This window comes from Lysinimonas soli, from assembly GCF_042655435.1.
Lineage (GTDB): Bacteria > Actinomycetota > Actinomycetes > Actinomycetales > Microbacteriaceae > Lysinimonas > Lysinimonas soli.
Map to the genome: position 1 here is coordinate 804183 of NZ_JBHSMG010000001.1, position 15162 is coordinate 819344.

Consider the following 15162-nt stretch of genomic DNA (forward strand, 5'->3'; position numbering starts at 1 on the left):
GTCGCCCAGGGCGTGGCCGCGGGCATGAGCACCGGCTCGATCACCCAGCCGATCGTCGCGATCGTGGGCGCCACCGGCACGGGCAAGTCCGCACTTGCTCTCGACCTCGCCGAGCGGTGGCAGGACGAGGGCCACCGGGTCGAGATCGTCAACGCCGATGCGATGCAGCTGTACCGGGGCATGGACATCGGCACGGCGAAGCTGCCCGAGGGCGAGCGTCGCGGCATCCGGCATCACCTGCTCGACGTGCTCGACCCGCCCGAGGAGGCCAGCGTCGCGCGGTACCAACAGGACGCGCGCGCGGTCATCGACGAGATCCAGGCCCGAGGAGCCATCCCGATCCTGGTCGGGGGCAGCGGACTCTACGTGTCGAGCGTGCTCTACGACTTCCGCTTTCCTGGCACCGATCCGGTGATCCGCGAGCGACTCGAGGCCGAGCTCGCCGACGGCGGTCCCGGGCTGCTGCATCGGCGGCTGCACGAGGTCGACCCCGCCGCGGCGCAGGCGATCGGGCCGCACAACGGCCGGAGGCTCGTCCGGGCGCTCGAAGTCGTCACGATCACGGGAGAACCGTTCGGTTCGGGCCTACCGAGCCAGTCCCGGCGGTGGCGGCCCGCGGTGACGATCGGTCTGCGTGCCGAGCGCGCGACCCTCGTCGAACGACTCGGCGCCCGGGCGCGAGGGATGTGGCGCGACGGGCTGCTCGACGAGGTGACGGCACTTCGGCCGGGCGGGTTCGGGGTCACCGCGGCCCGCGCCATCGGATACGCGCAGGCGATCGCCCAGCTCGACGGCCTCCTCGACGAGGAGCAGGCCATCGAGCAGACCGCCGTGCTGACCCGGCGCTACGCCCGTCGGCAGGTCGCCTGGTTCGCCCGTTCGCCCGAGACGCACTGGATCGAGTCCGACGACCCGGCCCGCGTCGACGTCGGTCGCGCAGCGGTCGATCGGGCGTCCGGCTAGCCTGGCTCCGTGAGCATCGAACTCCGTTTCACCAAGGGGCACGGCACCGGCAACGACTTCGTGCTGTTCTCCGACCCCGACGGAGCGATCGAACTCGACGCGGACGACATCGCGGGTATCGCCGATCGACACTTCGGGGTGGGGGCCGACGGCGTCATCCGGGCGGTCCGCTCGGCCCGTCTTCCGGCCGGGGCCGATGCCCTGGCCGAGGATGCCGCGGCCGAGTGGTTCATGGACTACCACAACGCCGACGGAAGCCCTGCCGAGATGTGCGGCAACGGCATCCGGGTCTATGGCAGCTACCTCATCGAGAACGGGCTCATCGAACTCGCCGAGGGCGAATCCGTCGCGATCGGCACCCGCGGGGGAGTGCGGCGGCTCACGAGGACGGCCGAAGGATTCGAGGTCGACCTCGGCCCGTTCGTGGTGCTCGACGGCGACGTCACCGTCTCGGCCAGGCACCTCGAGGTGGCACGTCCCGGGCTCCCGGTGGGAGTCGGTAATCCCCACGTCGTCGTGGCCCTCGCCGACGACGCAGAACTCGATGCCATCGACCTGAGTGAGGCTCCCGGCGTCTCTCCTGCGCCTCCCGACGGCGCCAACGTCGAGTTCGTGGTGCCGGCCGACCCGCTCGTCCTCGACGGCGTCGGCCGCATCCGGATGCGGGTGCACGAGCGCGGCAGCGGGGAGACGCTCTCCTGCGGCACCGGTGCCGCGGCGGCAGCCCTCGCCATCCGGCACTGGGCCGGAGCGAACGCTCCGGACGCCTGGCGGGTCGAGGTGCCGGGCGGCGTCCTGGGCGTGCGGGTGCTGGCCACCCCCGAGGGTGATCACGTCGCCCTGAGCGGGCCTGCGGAGCTCGTCTTCGAGGGCACCCTCGAGATCTGAGCCGCGCCCGACCGCGGGGTCCGGCGCCTAGGCGCCGACGACCCCGATCGGCTCCGTCATCTCGGTACCCGAGCGGCGCCGTGCCCTGAGCACCCGGTAGCCCTTGTTGGTCGCGGCGCGGGTGACGTTGAGCTCGGTGGGGAACTCCGCCTGCAGCCAGCGGTGCAGTGAGTCCGAGCCGAGGTTGCGCTGCACGACGAGCCAGGCATCCGAGCCGAGTTCGAGGCGGGGCAGCCAGTGCACGAGCATGGAGTGCAGCTCGTTCTTGCCGACCCGGATCGGCGGGTTCGACCAGATCGCCGTGAACAGCGCGTCGTCGGGAACATCCTCGGGCGTCACGGCGTTGATGTTGTCGAGGCCGAGCGCGTCGGCATTCCGGCGCACGAGGTCGAGAGCGCGGTGATTGACATCCACCGCCCAGACGGTGGCGCGTGGGGATTCCAGGGCGAGCGTGAGGGCGATCGGCCCCCAACCGCAACCGAGGTCGAGCAGATTGCCCCCGGGCGGCGGGCTCGGCGCATGACCGAGCAGCACCTGGGTGCCGGTATCCACCCGCTCGGGGCTGAAGATCCCGTTGGCGGTGGTCACGTCGAGGTGGCGCCCCGCCAGCTGAACCGAGATCGTGCGAAGCACCAACTCGCCTCCCGGCGTCGCCGAGAAGTAGTGCTCGGGGGGAACCATGCAGAGAACCTATCGAAAACAAGGAACTAGGGTTAAACGATCATGAGCGCGAACGACGATCAGATGCTCGACCGCGTACTGGCCAGCAACGACGCCAAGGCCGCGGGCGTGAGCCGTTTCGGCGCCGACGGCGAGCCGCGTACGGCGATCACGCAGGCGCAGGCGCTGAGCACCGACGCCGATGTCGACTTCCTCCCCGAGGCCGACGGCGATCAGTTCGATCGCGACGCCCGCGCCTCGCTGCGTCGGGTGGGTGGGCTCTCGACCGAGCTCGAGGACGTCACCGAGGTCGAGTACCGCCAGCTGCGGCTCGAGAACGTCGTGCTGATCGGCGTCTACTCCGGCCAGGGGCTCGAGGATGCCGAGAATTCGATGCGCGAACTCGCCGCCCTCGCCGAGACCGCCGGTGCCGTCGTGCTCGACGGGCTGCTGCAACGGCGACCGCACCCGGATCCGGCGACGTACTTCGGGCGCGGCAAGGTCGAGGAGCTCGCCGCGGTCGTCCAGGCACTCGGCGCCGACACCGTGATCGCCGACACCGAACTCGCTCCCAGCCAGCGCCGCGCGCTCGAGGACGCGGTCAAGGTGAAGGTCATCGACCGCACGGCCGTGATCCTCGACATCTTCAGCCAGCACGCCAAGAGCCGAGAGGGCAAGGCCCAGGTCGAACTCGCCCAGCTCGAGTACCTGCTCCCGCGACTGCGCGGATGGGGCGAGTCGATGTCGCGTCAGGCCGGCGGTCAGGTGGGCGCGGGCAACGGCATGGGCAGCCGCGGTCCCGGTGAGACGAAGATCGAACTGGACCGCCGCCGCATCCACACCCGCATGGCCCGTCTGCGCAAGCAGATCAAGGGGTTCGCGCCGGCCCGCGATGCGAAACGCGCGAACCGCGATCGCTTCGAGGTGCCCAGCGTCGCCATCGTCGGCTACACCAATGCCGGAAAGTCGAGCCTGCTCAACCGGCTCACCCGGGCCGGGGTGCTCGTCGAGAACGCTCTGTTCGCGACCCTTGACCCGACGGTGCGACGCACCCGCACCCCCGACGGTCGGGTCTACACGCTCTCGGACACCGTGGGGTTCGTGCGCAACCTGCCGCACCAACTGGTCGAGGCGTTCCGCTCGACGCTCGAAGAGCTCGGCAACTCGGATGTCATCGTGCACGTCGTCGATGGCGCCCACCCCGATCCGGCCGCCCAGCTGGCCACGGTGCGCGACGTGATCGGCGAGGTCGGGGCGCGTGATCTGCCGGAGATCGTCGTCTTCAACAAGAGCGACCTCGTGGATGACGACCAGCGCCTGCTGCTGCGCGGGCTCGAACCGAACGCCGTGTTCGTCTCGGCGCGCAGTGGTGAGGGCATCGACGAGTTGCTGGCCCGCATCGCGGACGAGCTGCCGCATCCGGATGTCGAACTCGAGATGCTGGTTCCGTTCGATCGCGGCGACCTGGTCGCGCTCGCTCACGCCCGGGCACGCGTGACCGACACGAGCTATGACGAGCGAGGCACTCGGCTCACCGTGATGGCCACCGAGCGCGTGGCGGAGCAGCTCAAGGCGGCACTGGGGGCGGCGAAGGTCTGATCTGCCTGACCCGTCCACCGGCCCCGCCCGGTGAACCGGTCGCCTCGTCGCCGTCGGCAATATGACCGCCGGGCGGCTACGCTGTCCTGAGCGCCGCGATCGGCGGCGCGGTGCGACAGCCGAGCCCGGCACCCGCTCCAGGAAGCAGCCGTGCGTTCGCGCGGCGCTCACGGACGGTTGAGGCGGAGAGCTCGTGGCGGCATTCGGGATCGGAGACGATTCGCTCGATGCCGCGCCCCCGGCGGCTGACGCGATCGCCGACGGCCCCACCTTCTCCTTCGAGCTCTATCCGCCGCGCAACGACGCCGCCGCGGCCGCCTTGCAGGTCTCGCTCGGTCCCCTCGTCGCCGCCGGCCCGGAGTTCATCTCGGTGACGTACGGCGCCAACGGCTCCTCGCGCGGGGTCTCGCTCGACGTGCTGCGGCACCTGCTGCGCAACACGGATGTCAAGCCCATGGCGCACCTCACCTGCGTCGGCTCGTCCTATGCCGAGGCGTCCCGGCTGATCCGCGAGTTCCTGGATGCCGGGGTCACCAGCTTCCTCGCCCTGCGGGGCGACCCGCCAGCCGGGGTCGAGGAGGGCGACGTCTTCCTCGGCGACCTGCGCAGCGCGGGAGAGCTGGTTCAGCTCATCCACCGGGTCCAGGCCGAGCGCGTGCCGTTCGTCCAGGTGCCCATACCGGGGTTCCCCGGCGCGCGGCGGCTGGCCAGCGGCGAGAAGGTGACGATCGCGGTCGCGGCGTTCCCGAACGGGCATCCGCGATCACGCTCGATCGAGCAGGATCTCGACACTCTGCTCGCCAAGGAGGCCGCCGGGGCCAACCTGGCGATCTCGCAGTTGTTCTTCGAGGCGGACGAGTTCCTCGGCTTCGTCGATCGCGCGCGCGCCGCCGGCGTGACCATGCGCATCCTGCCGGGGATCATGCCCGTGCTGAGCGCAGCGCGCCTGCACCGTATCGTTGAACTCAGCGGGGAGACCCTCCCCGCCATGCTTCTGCGCGATCTGGAGGCGGCCGACGATCCGGCCACCGTCGGGATCGAGCACGCCAGCCGCCTTGCCGCCCGTCTGCTCGACGGGGGCGCTTCCGGACTCCACCTGTACACCTTCAACCGCCACGAGGCCCCGCTCGCCGTTCTCGGCGCCGTGGGCCTGCTCGATCCAGCAAGGACCCCCGCATGACGATCTCCCCCTTCCCGACCGGCACGATCCTGGGCTACCCGCGCATCGGTCCCCGTCGCGAGCTCAAGCGCGCCGTCGAGGCCTTCTGGGCGGGCAAGACCACCGCCGAGCAGCTGGAGGCGACCGCCGCGGGTCTGCGCGCCGCCACGCGCGACCGCCTGGCCGCTCTCGGGCTCGGCAAGACCGACTCGTCGATCCCCGAGTCGTTCTCGTACTACGACCAGATGCTCGACGCGGCCGTGACCGTGGGCGCCGTGCCGAGCCGCTTCGCCGACCTCGTCGACGGCGACGGTGCGCTCGACCTGGCCGACGTCTTCACGCTGGCGCGGGGGGAGGGCGACCGCGCCCCGCTCGAGATGACCAAGTGGTTCGACTCCAACTACCACTACCTGGTGCCCGAGATCGGGCCCGACACCGCGTTCCACCTCGCGAGCGAGCGCCTCGTGCGCGAGGTCGAGGAGGCCAGGGCCGACGGCTTCACGACCCGTCCGGTCATCGTCGGCCCCGTCACGTTCCTGCTGCTGAGCAAGGCCGCCGAGTCGGCGCCGGAGGGCTTCCGCCCGCTGTCGAAGCTCGAGGAGCTGCTTCCCGTCTACGCCGAGCTGCTGCAGAAGCTCGCCGCGGCCGGAGCGGAATGGGTTCAGCTCGACGAGCCCGCGCTCGTCAGCGAGTCGGTTCCTGCTGCACGCGGCGAGGTGCTCGCAGCGGCGCAGACGGCGTACGAGGCCCTCGGCGGGGAACGCCCGCTCGGCATCCTGGTCGCGGCGCCCTACGGCTCGCTCGACGACGCCCTGCCCGTGCTGGAGGCCGCGCCGATCGACGCGATCGCCCTCGACCTGGTGAAGGGCGCGGTCCCGACCGCTCCCGCCACCGACAAGGTGCTCGTGGGCGGTGTGATCGACGGTCACAACATCTGGCGCGGCGACCTCGCCGCAGCCTTCGACAAGCTCGAGGCCCTGCGTCTGGTGAGCCCCAACGTCGCGGTCGGCACCTCGACGAGCCTGTTCCACACGCCGCACACGGTCGCCGACGAGCCCGGGCTCCCGGCGCAGCTGAAGAGCTGGCTCGCCTTCGCCGACGAGAAGGTGGCCCAGGTCGCGGTGCTCGCGCGCGGTCTGCGCGACGGCCGCGCCGCGATCCAGAGCGAGTTGGATGCCGCATCCGCCGCTCTCGAAGACCGTCGCCACGCTCCCGGCGTGCGCGACGGAGCCGTGCGGGAGCGCGCGGCGAAGCTCGACGAGAGCGCCTTCCACCGGAGCCCGTATCCCGTCCGCGAGGCCGCTCAGGAGGCGGCGCTCCACCTGCCCGCGCTCACGACGACGACGATCGGCTCCTTCCCGCAGACCGGCGAGATCCGCGCCGCTCGTGCACGTTTCGCGAAGGGCGAGATCGATCAGGCCGCCTACGAGGGCTTCCTCGAGCAGGAGATCCGTGACGTGGTCGAGCTGCAGGAGCGCATCGGACTCGACGTGCTCGTGCACGGCGAACCCGAGCGCAACGACATGGTGCAGTACTTCGCCGAGAACCTCGACGGGTTCGCCGTCACCCAGAACGGCTGGGTGCAGTCGTACGGTTCGCGCGCGACCCGCCCGTCGATCCTCTGGGGTGACGTCTCACGGCCCGCCCCGATCACGGTGCGCTGGTCGACCTTCACCCAGAGCCTGACCGACAAGCCCGTCAAGGGCATGCTGACCGGGCCCGTCACGATCCTGGCCTGGTCGTTCGTGCGCGACGACCAGCCGCTCGGCGAGACCGCGAACCAGGTGGCACTGGCCCTGCGCGACGAGATCTCCGACCTGCAGGCCGCGGGCATCGGCATCATCCAGGTCGACGAGCCGGCGCTGCGCGAGCTCCTGCCGCTCAAGACCCGCGATCAGGCCGCCTACCTGGACTGGTCGGTGAAGTCGTTCCGGCTCGCGACCTCGGGGGTGAAGGACGCGACGCAGATCCACACCCACCTCTGCTACTCGGAGTTCGGCGTGGTGCTCGACGCGATCGACGGTCTGGATGCCGACGTCACCTCGATCGAGTCCGCCCGCTCGAAGATGGAGGTCGTTCCCGAGCTCGAGCGCAGCCACTTCGGCCGCGGCATCGGACCGGGCGTCTACGACATCCACTCGCCGCGCGTTCCGAGCGTCGACGAGGTCACCGAACTGCTCGACATCGCCCTCGCGTCGATCCCGGAACGGCAGGTCTGGGTCAACCCGGACTGCGGGCTGAAGACCCGCGGCTACGCCGAGACCGTCGCCTCGCTCGAGAACATGCTCGCGGCCACCCGCGCCGAGCGCGCCAAGCTCTCGGTGAGCCAGTAGCCCTCATCCCGTGACCCGAGGCGGTCGCACCCCGTTGCCCGGCGACGTGCCGTGACGACGGGGTGCGACCTCTCGGCGCGGGGCCGCCGTGCGGTCGGTAACGTCGAGGAATGCCGTTCACCCCGAGCCATGTGGCAGCCGCCATACCGCTGCTGCGGACTCCGTTGCTGCCCGCCGCGCTTGTCGTTGGCACGACGGCGCCCGACATCCCCTACTACGTTCCGTTGTTCGTGCCACGGGCGTTGTCACACAGCCTGCTTGGTCTGGTGTCGGTCGACCTGGTTCTCGGGGTCATCGGTGCGCTGCTGTGGTGGTTCCTGCTGCGGGAGCCGATCATCGACCTCCTGCCACGAAGCATCGGCCGTCGAATCCCGTTCCAGCAGCGAACGGCATGGCGTCCACCGGGATGGGGCTGGCCTCTGACCGTCGCGGTTCTCCTGCTCTCGGTGCTGGTCGGCGCTGCCACCCATCTGATCTGGGATTCGTTCACGCACCCGGGCTGGCTCGTCGACCACGTGAACGTTTTGCGCGTTCGCGTCGGCCCGCTGCCCGTGGCGAAATGGTTGCAGCACGTCAGCTCGGTCGGCGGACTTGGTGTGGTCGGCGTGTGGGCGATCGTCATGCTGCGTCGCGCCTCACCGGATCCCGCTCGCCCGACCCGCCTGCGCTCCGCCGTTCGCGTCCTGGCCCAGTCAGCGGTCGTCGTGGCTGGACTCGCCGCCGGACTTGTCACCTGGGTCCACGGGATCATGGGCGGAGACGCCCCGTTCGACCCGAACCTGGTCTTTCTCGTTGCGCGCCTGACCATCGGGGTGGCGGGGGCCGCGGTGGGCGTGCTCGTTCTCTTCTGGTTCTCGGCGCGGGCCCGCGGCCTCACGGCGGGCACCGGGCTGGGACAGGGCAAGCGCACAGCGGAGCGACCTACCCTGGGGGCATGAAGCTTGCGGTGCACGAGACGGGAACCGGTCCGCGAACCGCGCTGCTCATCCACGGGATCATGTCCGACCACCGCGCGTGGCACCGGGTGACCGACGAGCTGGTCGCCAAGGGATTCCGGGTGATCGCCGTCGACCTCGCCGGCCACGGCGGCAGTCCGCGCGCCCCGCGGTATTCGCCGTCGAAATGGGCGGACGATGTCGTCGAGACGGTGTCGCCGCTGCTGACCACGCGCCCGGACGTCGTGATGGGGCACTCGCTCGGCGGCCTCGTGGCCAGTCTCGTGGCCGACCGTCTCGCGCCCCGGGCGGCGATCTACGTCGACCCGGCCTTCGCGTTCCCGCGCGGCATCCGGGGCCTCGCGATGAAGCTCGTGTTCGCCCTCGCCCCGCGCCCGCGCCGGTCCGCTCTGGTGCGATGGAATCCCAAGTGGGAGGCCGCCGACGTCGACATCGAGCTGGCGACCCTCGCCGACTGGGACAAGCGCACCGTCCTCGGCATGGCCGACACCCGTCTACTCGTACCGCCGGTGCGCGTGGTGATGCCGAGCCTCGTCGTGCTCGCCGAGAAGAGCCTGCTGGTGTCGGATGCCGTGGCGACCCGGCTGCGTCACCTCGGCATGACGGTCGAGACGGTGTCCGGCGCCGGCCACACCGTGTTCCGCGACGAGCACGTGCGGTTCATGGCGGTCGTGGAGCGCTGGCTCGACGAGCAGTCGTCGCGTCGGCTCGAGGCGCTCTCGGCCGTCTAGCTCAGACCGAGCGCAGCACCGCGACGACTCTTCCGAGCACCTCGGCGTCGTCGCCCATGATCGGTTCGAAGGCCGAGTTGCGGGGCAGCAGCCAGGTGTGGCCGTCGCGCTGACGCAGCACCTTGACGGTCGCCTCGCCGTCGAGCATGGCGGCGACGATCTCGCCGTTCTCGGCCGTCTTCTGCTGGCGCACGACCACCCAGTCGCCATCGCAGATCGCCGCGTCGATCATCGACTCGCCGATCACCTTGAGCATGAAGAGGTCGCCCTTGCCGACGAGCTGGCGGGGGAGCGGGAACACCTCGTCGATCTGCTGCTCGGCCGTGATCGGGATGCCCGCGGCGATGCGGCCCACCAGAGGCACCATCGCGGCATCCGCCACCGAGGGACCGGCGTTGTCGGCGTCCGGCGTCTCGAGTTCGATCAGCACTTCGAGCGCCCGGGGGCGGTTGGGGTCACGGCGCAGGTAGCCGCTGAGCTCGAGCTGGTTGAGTTGATGGGTCACGCTCGAGAGCGACGCGAGACCGACGGCGTCGCCGATCTCGCGCATGCTCGGCGGGTAGCCCCGCGACGAGACCGAGCGCTGGATGACCTCGAGGATCGCCAACTGCTTGTCGCTCAGGCTGGTGCGCCTGCGGGTGGTCGCGCGCTCCGGTGAAGCCGGTCGCCCGGCGGTCTCGTCGCTCATCGTCTGCTCCCTCGGTTCGCGCCCGTCGAGTCGGCGTGCGGCGGATGTCGGTGGTCGGTGGTCGAATCGTCCCCGACGATCGAAACTGTATCCGCTTCGGCTGGATGCGGCAAACATCTGTTCGAGTGTGTCGTGACATTGTCGGCGAATGACCGACGACGGGCTTGAACATATGTTCGATCGAAGGTATGTTCGGAACACAGGTTCGCATCTGAGCCTCCGGCCGAGGCCCGGATGCGCAACCTGTCCAAGTTTCGCCCGCACGGCACCGTGCACCACGTGGAGGAGTCGACATGAGCGCCATGAGTTACCACAGCGGCTACACCGTCCCGCGTCTGCGCATCACCCGGCGCGGGCGCGTCGTAGTGGCGATCATGATCGCTCTCCTTCTCGCGGTGACAGCGGCGGCATTCGGGGTGGGCGCGTTCGGCGCGGCCGCGGGCACGCAGAGCGGCTCGGCGACCTTCCAGTACGTGAGCGTCGAGCCCGGCGAGTCGCTGTGGCAGCTCGCCGTGTCGATCGCGCCGCACGCCGATCCGCGCGATGTGGTCGCCGAGATCGTCGATCTCAACAACCTGTCGACCGCCGAGGTGCAGCCGGGGCAACGCCTCGCCATCCCCTCGAAGTACAACAGCTAACGACTACCGGCCAAGGCGCAGTCTTGGCTCGAATGCCCGTCGCTCCAGGTGGCCGCCGACCCCCCTCGGCGTCCACCTGGAGCAGTGCGGATGCTCGGTAGGATCGGGCGGTGGCCTCGCTCTCCGACCTTCCGATCCGCGACGACCTGCGAGGGCAGCACCCGTACGGCGCGCCGCAGCAACCGGTGCGCTACGCCCTGAACGTGAACGAGAACACGCACCCGATCCCCGAGGGGGTCGCGCGGCACATCGTGGAGTCGCTCGCCCGCGCGGTGCTGACCGTGAACCGCTATCCGGATCGCGAGTTCACCGAGCTCCGCGAGGAGCTCGCCCGCTACCTGGGACACGAGATGACGCCCGAGCAGATCTGGGCGGCGAACGGGTCGAACGAGATCATCCAGCAGACGCTGCAGGCCTTCGGAGGGCCGGGGCGCAGCGTGCTGGGGTTCCCGCCCAGCTACTCGATGCATCCGATCATCGCCGCAGGCACGGGCACCCGATGGCTGATGGCCGAGCGCGATGCCGACTACGCGATCTCGCCCGAGACCGCCGTCGCCGCGATCGAGGCGCAGCGCCCCGACCTCGTCTTCTTCTGCGCACCCAACAACCCGACCGGTACGCCGGTGGCGCTCGAGACGATCGAGGCCGCGTACGAGGCGAGCGACGGCATCGTCTTCGTCGATGAGGCCTACGCCGAGTTCATGCCGGCGGGTGCACCCAGCGCGCTGACCCTGCTGCCCGGTCGCGAACGCCTGCTCGTCTCCCGCACCATGAGCAAGGCGTTCGCGTTCGCGGGGGCCCGGCTCGGGTATCTGGCAGCGGATCCCGCCGTCACCGATGCCCTGCGCCTGGTGCGGCTGCCGTATCACCTGTCCGCATTCACCCAGGCGGCATCGGTCGCGGCGCTGCAGCACGCGCCCGAGATGCTGGCCATGGTCGACGACATCGCCGGCCAGCGCGACCGTTTGCTGGCCGAGCTGCCGAAGCTCGGCTTCCGCGCCTTCGACAGCTGGGCGAACTTCGTGCTGTTCGACGGGGTCGACGACCCGCACGCGACCTTCCTCGCCCTGCTGGAGCGCGACATCCTGATCCGCGATGTCGGCCTGCCCGGGGCGCTGCGCGTGACCGCGGGAACCGCGGCCGAGACGAGCTACTTCCTCGAGGCGCTGGCCGAGTTGGGACCCGGCGGCGCGCACTGAAGCTGCCGGTAGTCTTGGCACATGGCACCTAGGACTGCGGCGCTGACGCGCGAGACGAGCGAGTCGAGCATCGACCTCGCGATCGACCTCGACGGCGTGGGCAGGTCCGAGATCCACACGACCGTCCCGTTCTTCGACCACCTCCTCACCGCCTTCGCCAAGCACTCGCTGGTCGACCTGACCGTCCGGGCCCAGGGTGATACCGAGATCGACGTGCACCACACCGTCGAAGACACCGGCATCGTGCTGGGCACGGCCATCAAGCAGGCGCTGGGCGACAAGGCGGGCATCGCGCGATTCGGCGACGCGCTCGTCCCGCTCGACGAGGCCCTCGCGCAGGCGGTCGTCGACATCTCGGGACGGCCGTACCTGGTGCACTCCGGCGAGCCCGCGGGCTTCGAATACCACCTCATCGGCGGCCACTTCACGGGATCGATGGTGCGCCACGTGCTCGAGGCGATCACATTCCACTCCGGCCTGACCGTGCACCTGACCTTGCTCGCCGGTCGCGATCCGCATCACATCGCCGAGGCGCAGTTCAAGGCGCTCGCCCGCGCGTTCCGTCAGGCCGTGGCGCTCGACTCGCGGGTCGACGGCGTTCCGTCGACGAAGGGCGCGCTCTGAGATGAGTGCGGTCGATCCCACCGTGGTCGTGCTCGACTACGGCTCGGGCAACGTGCACTCGGCAGCCAAGGCGCTCGAGGCGGCGGGAGCCCGGGTCGAGGTCACGGCGGATCGTGCCAAGGTCGGCGCGGCTGACGGTCTCGTCGTGCCCGGAGTCGGCGCCTTCGCGGCGGTGATGGCCGGGCTCGCGGCGGTTCGCGGCGGTGAGCTGATCGAGCGGCGGTTGGCGGGCGGCCGCCCCGTGCTGGGAATCTGCGTCGGTATGCAGGTGCTGTTCGAGCGCGGAATCGAACGTGGCACCGACACCGAGGGCCTCGGCGAGTGGCCGGGGCTTGTGGACGAACTCGACGCTCCGGTGCTTCCGCACATGGGCTGGAACACGGTGGAGGCTCCCGACGACTCGGTGCTGTTCGAGGGGATCGCCGACGAGCGCTTCTACTTCGTGCACTCCTACGCGGCGCGCAGCTGGACGCTGGATCCGATCGGGGCCTTCGCCCACCCGAAGGTCACCTGGGCCCGCCACGGCGACCGCTTCGTGGCGGCGGCCGAGAACGGGCCCCTGTCGGCCACCCAGTTCCACCCCGAGAAGTCGGGCGAGCCGGGCATCCGCCTGCTCGGCAACTGGCTCACGACCCTGTGACCCCGACCCGCTGACCCCTGGCCCGTTGCGCGCCGCGCGTTCGCATCCATCGACCTGCGAGAGACCATGACCGACACCCGCACCACCGCCCTGACCCTCCTTCCCGCCGTGGATGTCGCCGACGGCCAGGCCGTGCGCCTCACCCAAGGCGAGGCGGGCAGCGAGACGAGCTACGGCGAGCCGATCGACGCGGCCGCCGCCTGGATCGAGCAGGGCGCCGAGTGGATCCACCTCGTCGACCTCGACGCCGCCTTCGGTCGCGGCGACAACCGTGCCGTGATCAAGGGCGTCATCGACGCGACTCCGGCGACCGTCCGGATCGAGCTGTCGGGCGGCATCCGCGACGACGCGAGCCTCGAGGCGGCCCTCGCCACCGGCGCGGCGCGCATCAACCTGGGCACGGCAGCCCTCGAGAATCCGGAGTGGGCGGCCAAGGTGATCGCCTCGCATGGCGACGCGATCGCGGTCGGACTCGACGTGCGCGGCACGACGCTCGCCGCACGCGGCTGGACCAAGGAGGGCGGCGACCTCTGGGAGGTGCTCGCGCGCCTCGAGGACGCGGGCTGCGCGCGCTACGTCGTGACCGACGTCACCAAGGACGGCACTCTCAAGGGCCCGAACCTGGAGCTGCTGCGCGAGGTGATGAGCCGTACGGCGCGCCCGGTGGTCGCCTCGGGAGGCATCTCGAGCCTCGACGACATCGCGGCCCTGCGTGCGCTCGTGCCGCTCGGACTCGAGGGTGCCATCGTCGGCAAGGCGCTCTACGCGGGCGCCTTCACGCTCATCGAAGCTCTGGATGTCGCCGGCCGCTGATTCGGCGGGCGTCCCCTTCGAGGGGCGGTCGTTCCACGAGAATCCGGGCGCGGACGACGACGGGTCCGCGCCGCCGCGACTGCTCGAGGCGCTCAGGCGATTCCGCGCTCACGAGGTGAGCGTGGCCGAGGTGGTGGCGGCGCTGCACGGGGAGCGGCTGCTGATCCCGCTCGTCGCGGTGCGCGGCGACGAGGGCATCGGCGCGCACGGTCAGCTCGTCGACAAGACGCAGGAGCTGTCGATCGTGACGGTCGCCGGCCCCGATGGGCGGCCGGTGCTGCCCGCCTTCACCTCGGTCGCGGCGCTCTCGGTGTGGGATGCGATGGCCCGACCGATCCCGATCGAGGCGGCGCGCGTGGCCCTGGCCGCGGCATCCGAGGGGACGCCGCTCATCGTGCTCGACCCCGCATCGTCGACCGAGTTCGTGGTCCGCGAGCCCGCGTTCGAGGCGATCGCGACCGGCGCGAGCTGGACTCCGTGCTTCGCCGACGAGAGTGTGCTCGACGCCTTCCTCGCCGCGGGGGTGGGGGAGGAGCCGCTGCGGGCGATCCAGCTGGCACCGGGAGATCCGGATGCACGCCTGGCCGGCCCCGAGCTGATCGTCCAGCTGTCCGTGCGCTCGGGTCTCGAACGGGACGAGCTGGATGCCATGCTCGCCCGGCTGCAGGCCGCGTGGGCGGTGGATCCGGTGATCACGACCCGGGTCGACTCGATCGCGGTGCGGCTCGATCGGGTGCCGGACGACGCCTGACCGGGGGCCGGCCGGCTCAGTTCGGCTCGATGACGAGCGCCGAACTCAGTTGACGGCGCCCGTCCACTTCTCGCCGGGACCCTTGCCGATCGGGTCGGGGATCGGCGAGGCCTCGCGGAAGGCGAGCTGTACCGTACGCAATCCGTCGCGCAGGGCGCGGGCGTGGTGGTCGCCGACGTTCGGCGCGGCCGCCGTGACGAGACCGGCCAGGGCATCGATGAGCTTGCGGGCCTCGTCGAGATCGAGCTGAGTGGCGGGATCGTCGGCGAGGCCGACCTTGACGGCCGCCGCGCTCAGCAGGTGCACCGCGACCGTGTTGATGATCTCGACGGCGGGAACCTCCGCGATGTCCCGCGCTTCGGCTCCGGCCTGATCGGCCTCGACGGCAGCCTCGGCTGCGGTCTCCTGAATGACGGACTCTTCGGCCACGCGCGTTCCTCTGCTAGTCTTGTTCGGGCTCCGGGGCCAGATCCCCGGAATGGCAGCAATGCCGAACGAAAGTGGAGAAATCCCACCCGTC

The 15162-nt window shown here is 70.6% G+C and carries 16 protein-coding genes; 13 read left to right on the plus strand and 3 right to left on the minus strand.

Annotated features, from left to right (window positions below; all coding sequences use genetic code 11):
* The first annotated feature begins 24 nt into the window (after positions 1 to 24).
* Positions 25 to 963 carry a tRNA (adenosine(37)-N6)-dimethylallyltransferase MiaA gene (miaA, locus tag ACFPJ4_RS03870; RefSeq protein WP_386739767.1) on the plus strand — a complete coding sequence of 313 codons (939 nt, stop codon included), beginning with the start codon at positions 25 to 27 and terminating at the stop codon, positions 961 to 963.
* Between the two features lie 15 nt (positions 964 to 978).
* Positions 979 to 1851 carry a diaminopimelate epimerase gene (gene dapF / locus ACFPJ4_RS03875; protein ID WP_386739768.1) on the plus strand — a complete coding sequence of 291 codons (873 nt, stop codon included), beginning with the start codon at positions 979 to 981 and terminating at the stop codon, positions 1849 to 1851.
* Positions 1852 to 1878: 27 nt separating this feature from the next.
* On the opposite strand, the gene ACFPJ4_RS03880 is transcribed toward dapF, so the two are convergent.
* Positions 1879 to 2532 (minus strand): class I SAM-dependent methyltransferase, encoded by a 654-nt coding sequence (locus tag ACFPJ4_RS03880; RefSeq protein WP_386738971.1) that lies wholly within the window; start codon positions 2530 to 2532, stop codon positions 1879 to 1881.
* 42 nt (positions 2533 to 2574) lie between these two features.
* Here ACFPJ4_RS03880 and hflX point away from each other — a divergent pair, with 42 nt between their 5' ends.
* The 5 genes from hflX (at position 2575) to ACFPJ4_RS03905 (ending at position 9289) form a co-directional block, all read left to right on the plus strand.
* The gene (gene hflX, locus ACFPJ4_RS03885) at positions 2575 to 4110 is read left to right on the plus strand and encodes a GTPase HflX (protein WP_386738972.1); all 1536 of its coding nucleotides are present in this window, start codon (positions 2575 to 2577) and stop codon (positions 4108 to 4110) included.
* 193 nt (positions 4111 to 4303) lie between these two features.
* Entirely contained in the window at positions 4304 to 5290 is a 987-nt protein-coding gene (locus ACFPJ4_RS03890; protein ID WP_386738973.1) for a methylenetetrahydrofolate reductase, read from the plus strand.
* Positions 5287 to 7602 (plus strand): 5-methyltetrahydropteroyltriglutamate--homocysteine S-methyltransferase, encoded by a 2316-nt coding sequence (gene metE / locus ACFPJ4_RS03895; protein ID WP_386738974.1) that lies wholly within the window; start codon positions 5287 to 5289, stop codon positions 7600 to 7602. Before ACFPJ4_RS03890 ends, metE begins: the two co-directional genes overlap by 4 nt.
* 110 nt (positions 7603 to 7712) lie before the next feature.
* Positions 7713 to 8540, plus strand: coding sequence for a DUF4184 family protein (locus tag ACFPJ4_RS03900; protein WP_386738975.1), 828 nt, complete (start codon positions 7713 to 7715; stop codon positions 8538 to 8540).
* Entirely contained in the window at positions 8537 to 9289 is a 753-nt protein-coding gene (locus ACFPJ4_RS03905; protein WP_386738976.1) for an alpha/beta fold hydrolase, read from the plus strand. The genes ACFPJ4_RS03900 and ACFPJ4_RS03905 overlap by 4 nt, the downstream gene beginning before the upstream one ends.
* A 1-nt stretch (position 9290) precedes the next feature.
* On the opposite strand, the gene lexA is transcribed toward ACFPJ4_RS03905, so the two are convergent.
* Positions 9291 to 9977, minus strand: coding sequence for a transcriptional repressor LexA (gene lexA, locus ACFPJ4_RS03910; protein ID WP_386738977.1), 687 nt, complete (start codon positions 9975 to 9977; stop codon positions 9291 to 9293).
* 293 nt (positions 9978 to 10270) lie between these two features.
* Here lexA and ACFPJ4_RS03915 point away from each other — a divergent pair, with 293 nt between their 5' ends.
* The 6 genes from ACFPJ4_RS03915 to ACFPJ4_RS03940 all read left to right on the plus strand — a co-directional run bounded on the left by ACFPJ4_RS03915 (position 10271) and on the right by ACFPJ4_RS03940 (position 14642).
* The gene (locus tag ACFPJ4_RS03915) at positions 10271 to 10615 is read left to right on the plus strand and encodes a LysM peptidoglycan-binding domain-containing protein (RefSeq protein ID WP_386738978.1); all 345 of its coding nucleotides are present in this window, start codon (positions 10271 to 10273) and stop codon (positions 10613 to 10615) included.
* Positions 10616 to 10725: 110 nt separating this feature from the next.
* On the plus strand, positions 10726 to 11814 hold the full coding sequence (locus ACFPJ4_RS03920; protein ID WP_386738979.1) for a histidinol-phosphate transaminase: 1089 nt from the start codon (positions 10726 to 10728) through the stop codon (positions 11812 to 11814).
* A gap of 21 nt (positions 11815 to 11835) precedes the next feature.
* A complete protein-coding gene (hisB, locus tag ACFPJ4_RS03925; RefSeq protein WP_386738980.1) occupies positions 11836 to 12438 on the plus strand; it encodes an imidazoleglycerol-phosphate dehydratase HisB in 603 nt (200 codons plus the stop codon).
* Between the two features lies 1 nt (position 12439).
* Positions 12440 to 13078 (plus strand): imidazole glycerol phosphate synthase subunit HisH, encoded by a 639-nt coding sequence (gene hisH / locus ACFPJ4_RS03930; RefSeq protein WP_386738981.1) that lies wholly within the window; start codon positions 12440 to 12442, stop codon positions 13076 to 13078.
* A gap of 66 nt (positions 13079 to 13144) precedes the next feature.
* Positions 13145 to 13891 (plus strand): bifunctional 1-(5-phosphoribosyl)-5-((5-phosphoribosylamino)methylideneamino)imidazole-4-carboxamide isomerase/phosphoribosylanthranilate isomerase PriA, encoded by a 747-nt coding sequence (gene priA, locus ACFPJ4_RS03935; protein WP_386738982.1) that lies wholly within the window; start codon positions 13145 to 13147, stop codon positions 13889 to 13891.
* Entirely contained in the window at positions 13875 to 14642 is a 768-nt protein-coding gene (locus ACFPJ4_RS03940; RefSeq protein ID WP_386738983.1) for an SseB family protein, read from the plus strand. Before priA ends, ACFPJ4_RS03940 begins: the two co-directional genes overlap by 17 nt.
* A gap of 45 nt (positions 14643 to 14687) precedes the next feature.
* Here ACFPJ4_RS03940 and ACFPJ4_RS03945 read toward each other — a convergent pair whose 3' ends face one another.
* Positions 14688 to 15053 (minus strand): DUF1844 domain-containing protein, encoded by a 366-nt coding sequence (locus ACFPJ4_RS03945; protein ID WP_386739769.1) that lies wholly within the window; start codon positions 15051 to 15053, stop codon positions 14688 to 14690.
* Positions 15054 to 15162: the final 109 nt, after the last annotated feature.

What these genes read in the sequence shown, in the direction of transcription:
- miaA (WP_386739767.1), top strand. Translation starts at nt 25, where the DNA reads ATGAGCACCGGCTCGATCACCCAGCCGATCGTCGCGATCGTGGGCGCC.
- ACFPJ4_RS03880 (WP_386738971.1), bottom strand. Translation starts at nt 2,532, where the DNA reads ATGGTTCCCCCCGAGCACTACTTCTCGGCGACGCCGGGAGGCGAGTTG.
- hflX (WP_386738972.1), top strand. Translation starts at nt 2,575, where the DNA reads ATGAGCGCGAACGACGATCAGATGCTCGACCGCGTACTGGCCAGCAAC.
- metE (WP_386738974.1), top strand. Translation starts at nt 5,287, where the DNA reads ATGACGATCTCCCCCTTCCCGACCGGCACGATCCTGGGCTACCCGCGC.
- ACFPJ4_RS03900 (WP_386738975.1), top strand. Translation starts at nt 7,713, where the DNA reads ATGCCGTTCACCCCGAGCCATGTGGCAGCCGCCATACCGCTGCTGCGG.
- ACFPJ4_RS03905 (WP_386738976.1), top strand. Translation starts at nt 8,537, where the DNA reads ATGAAGCTTGCGGTGCACGAGACGGGAACCGGTCCGCGAACCGCGCTG.
- lexA (WP_386738977.1), bottom strand. Translation starts at nt 9,977, where the DNA reads ATGAGCGACGAGACCGCCGGGCGACCGGCTTCACCGGAGCGCGCGACC.
- ACFPJ4_RS03915 (WP_386738978.1), top strand. Translation starts at nt 10,271, where the DNA reads ATGAGCGCCATGAGTTACCACAGCGGCTACACCGTCCCGCGTCTGCGC.
- hisB (WP_386738980.1), top strand. Translation starts at nt 11,836, where the DNA reads ATGGCACCTAGGACTGCGGCGCTGACGCGCGAGACGAGCGAGTCGAGC.
- hisH (WP_386738981.1), top strand. Translation starts at nt 12,440, where the DNA reads ATGAGTGCGGTCGATCCCACCGTGGTCGTGCTCGACTACGGCTCGGGC.
- priA (WP_386738982.1), top strand. Translation starts at nt 13,145, where the DNA reads ATGACCGACACCCGCACCACCGCCCTGACCCTCCTTCCCGCCGTGGAT.
- ACFPJ4_RS03940 (WP_386738983.1), top strand. Translation starts at nt 13,875, where the DNA reads ATGTCGCCGGCCGCTGATTCGGCGGGCGTCCCCTTCGAGGGGCGGTCG.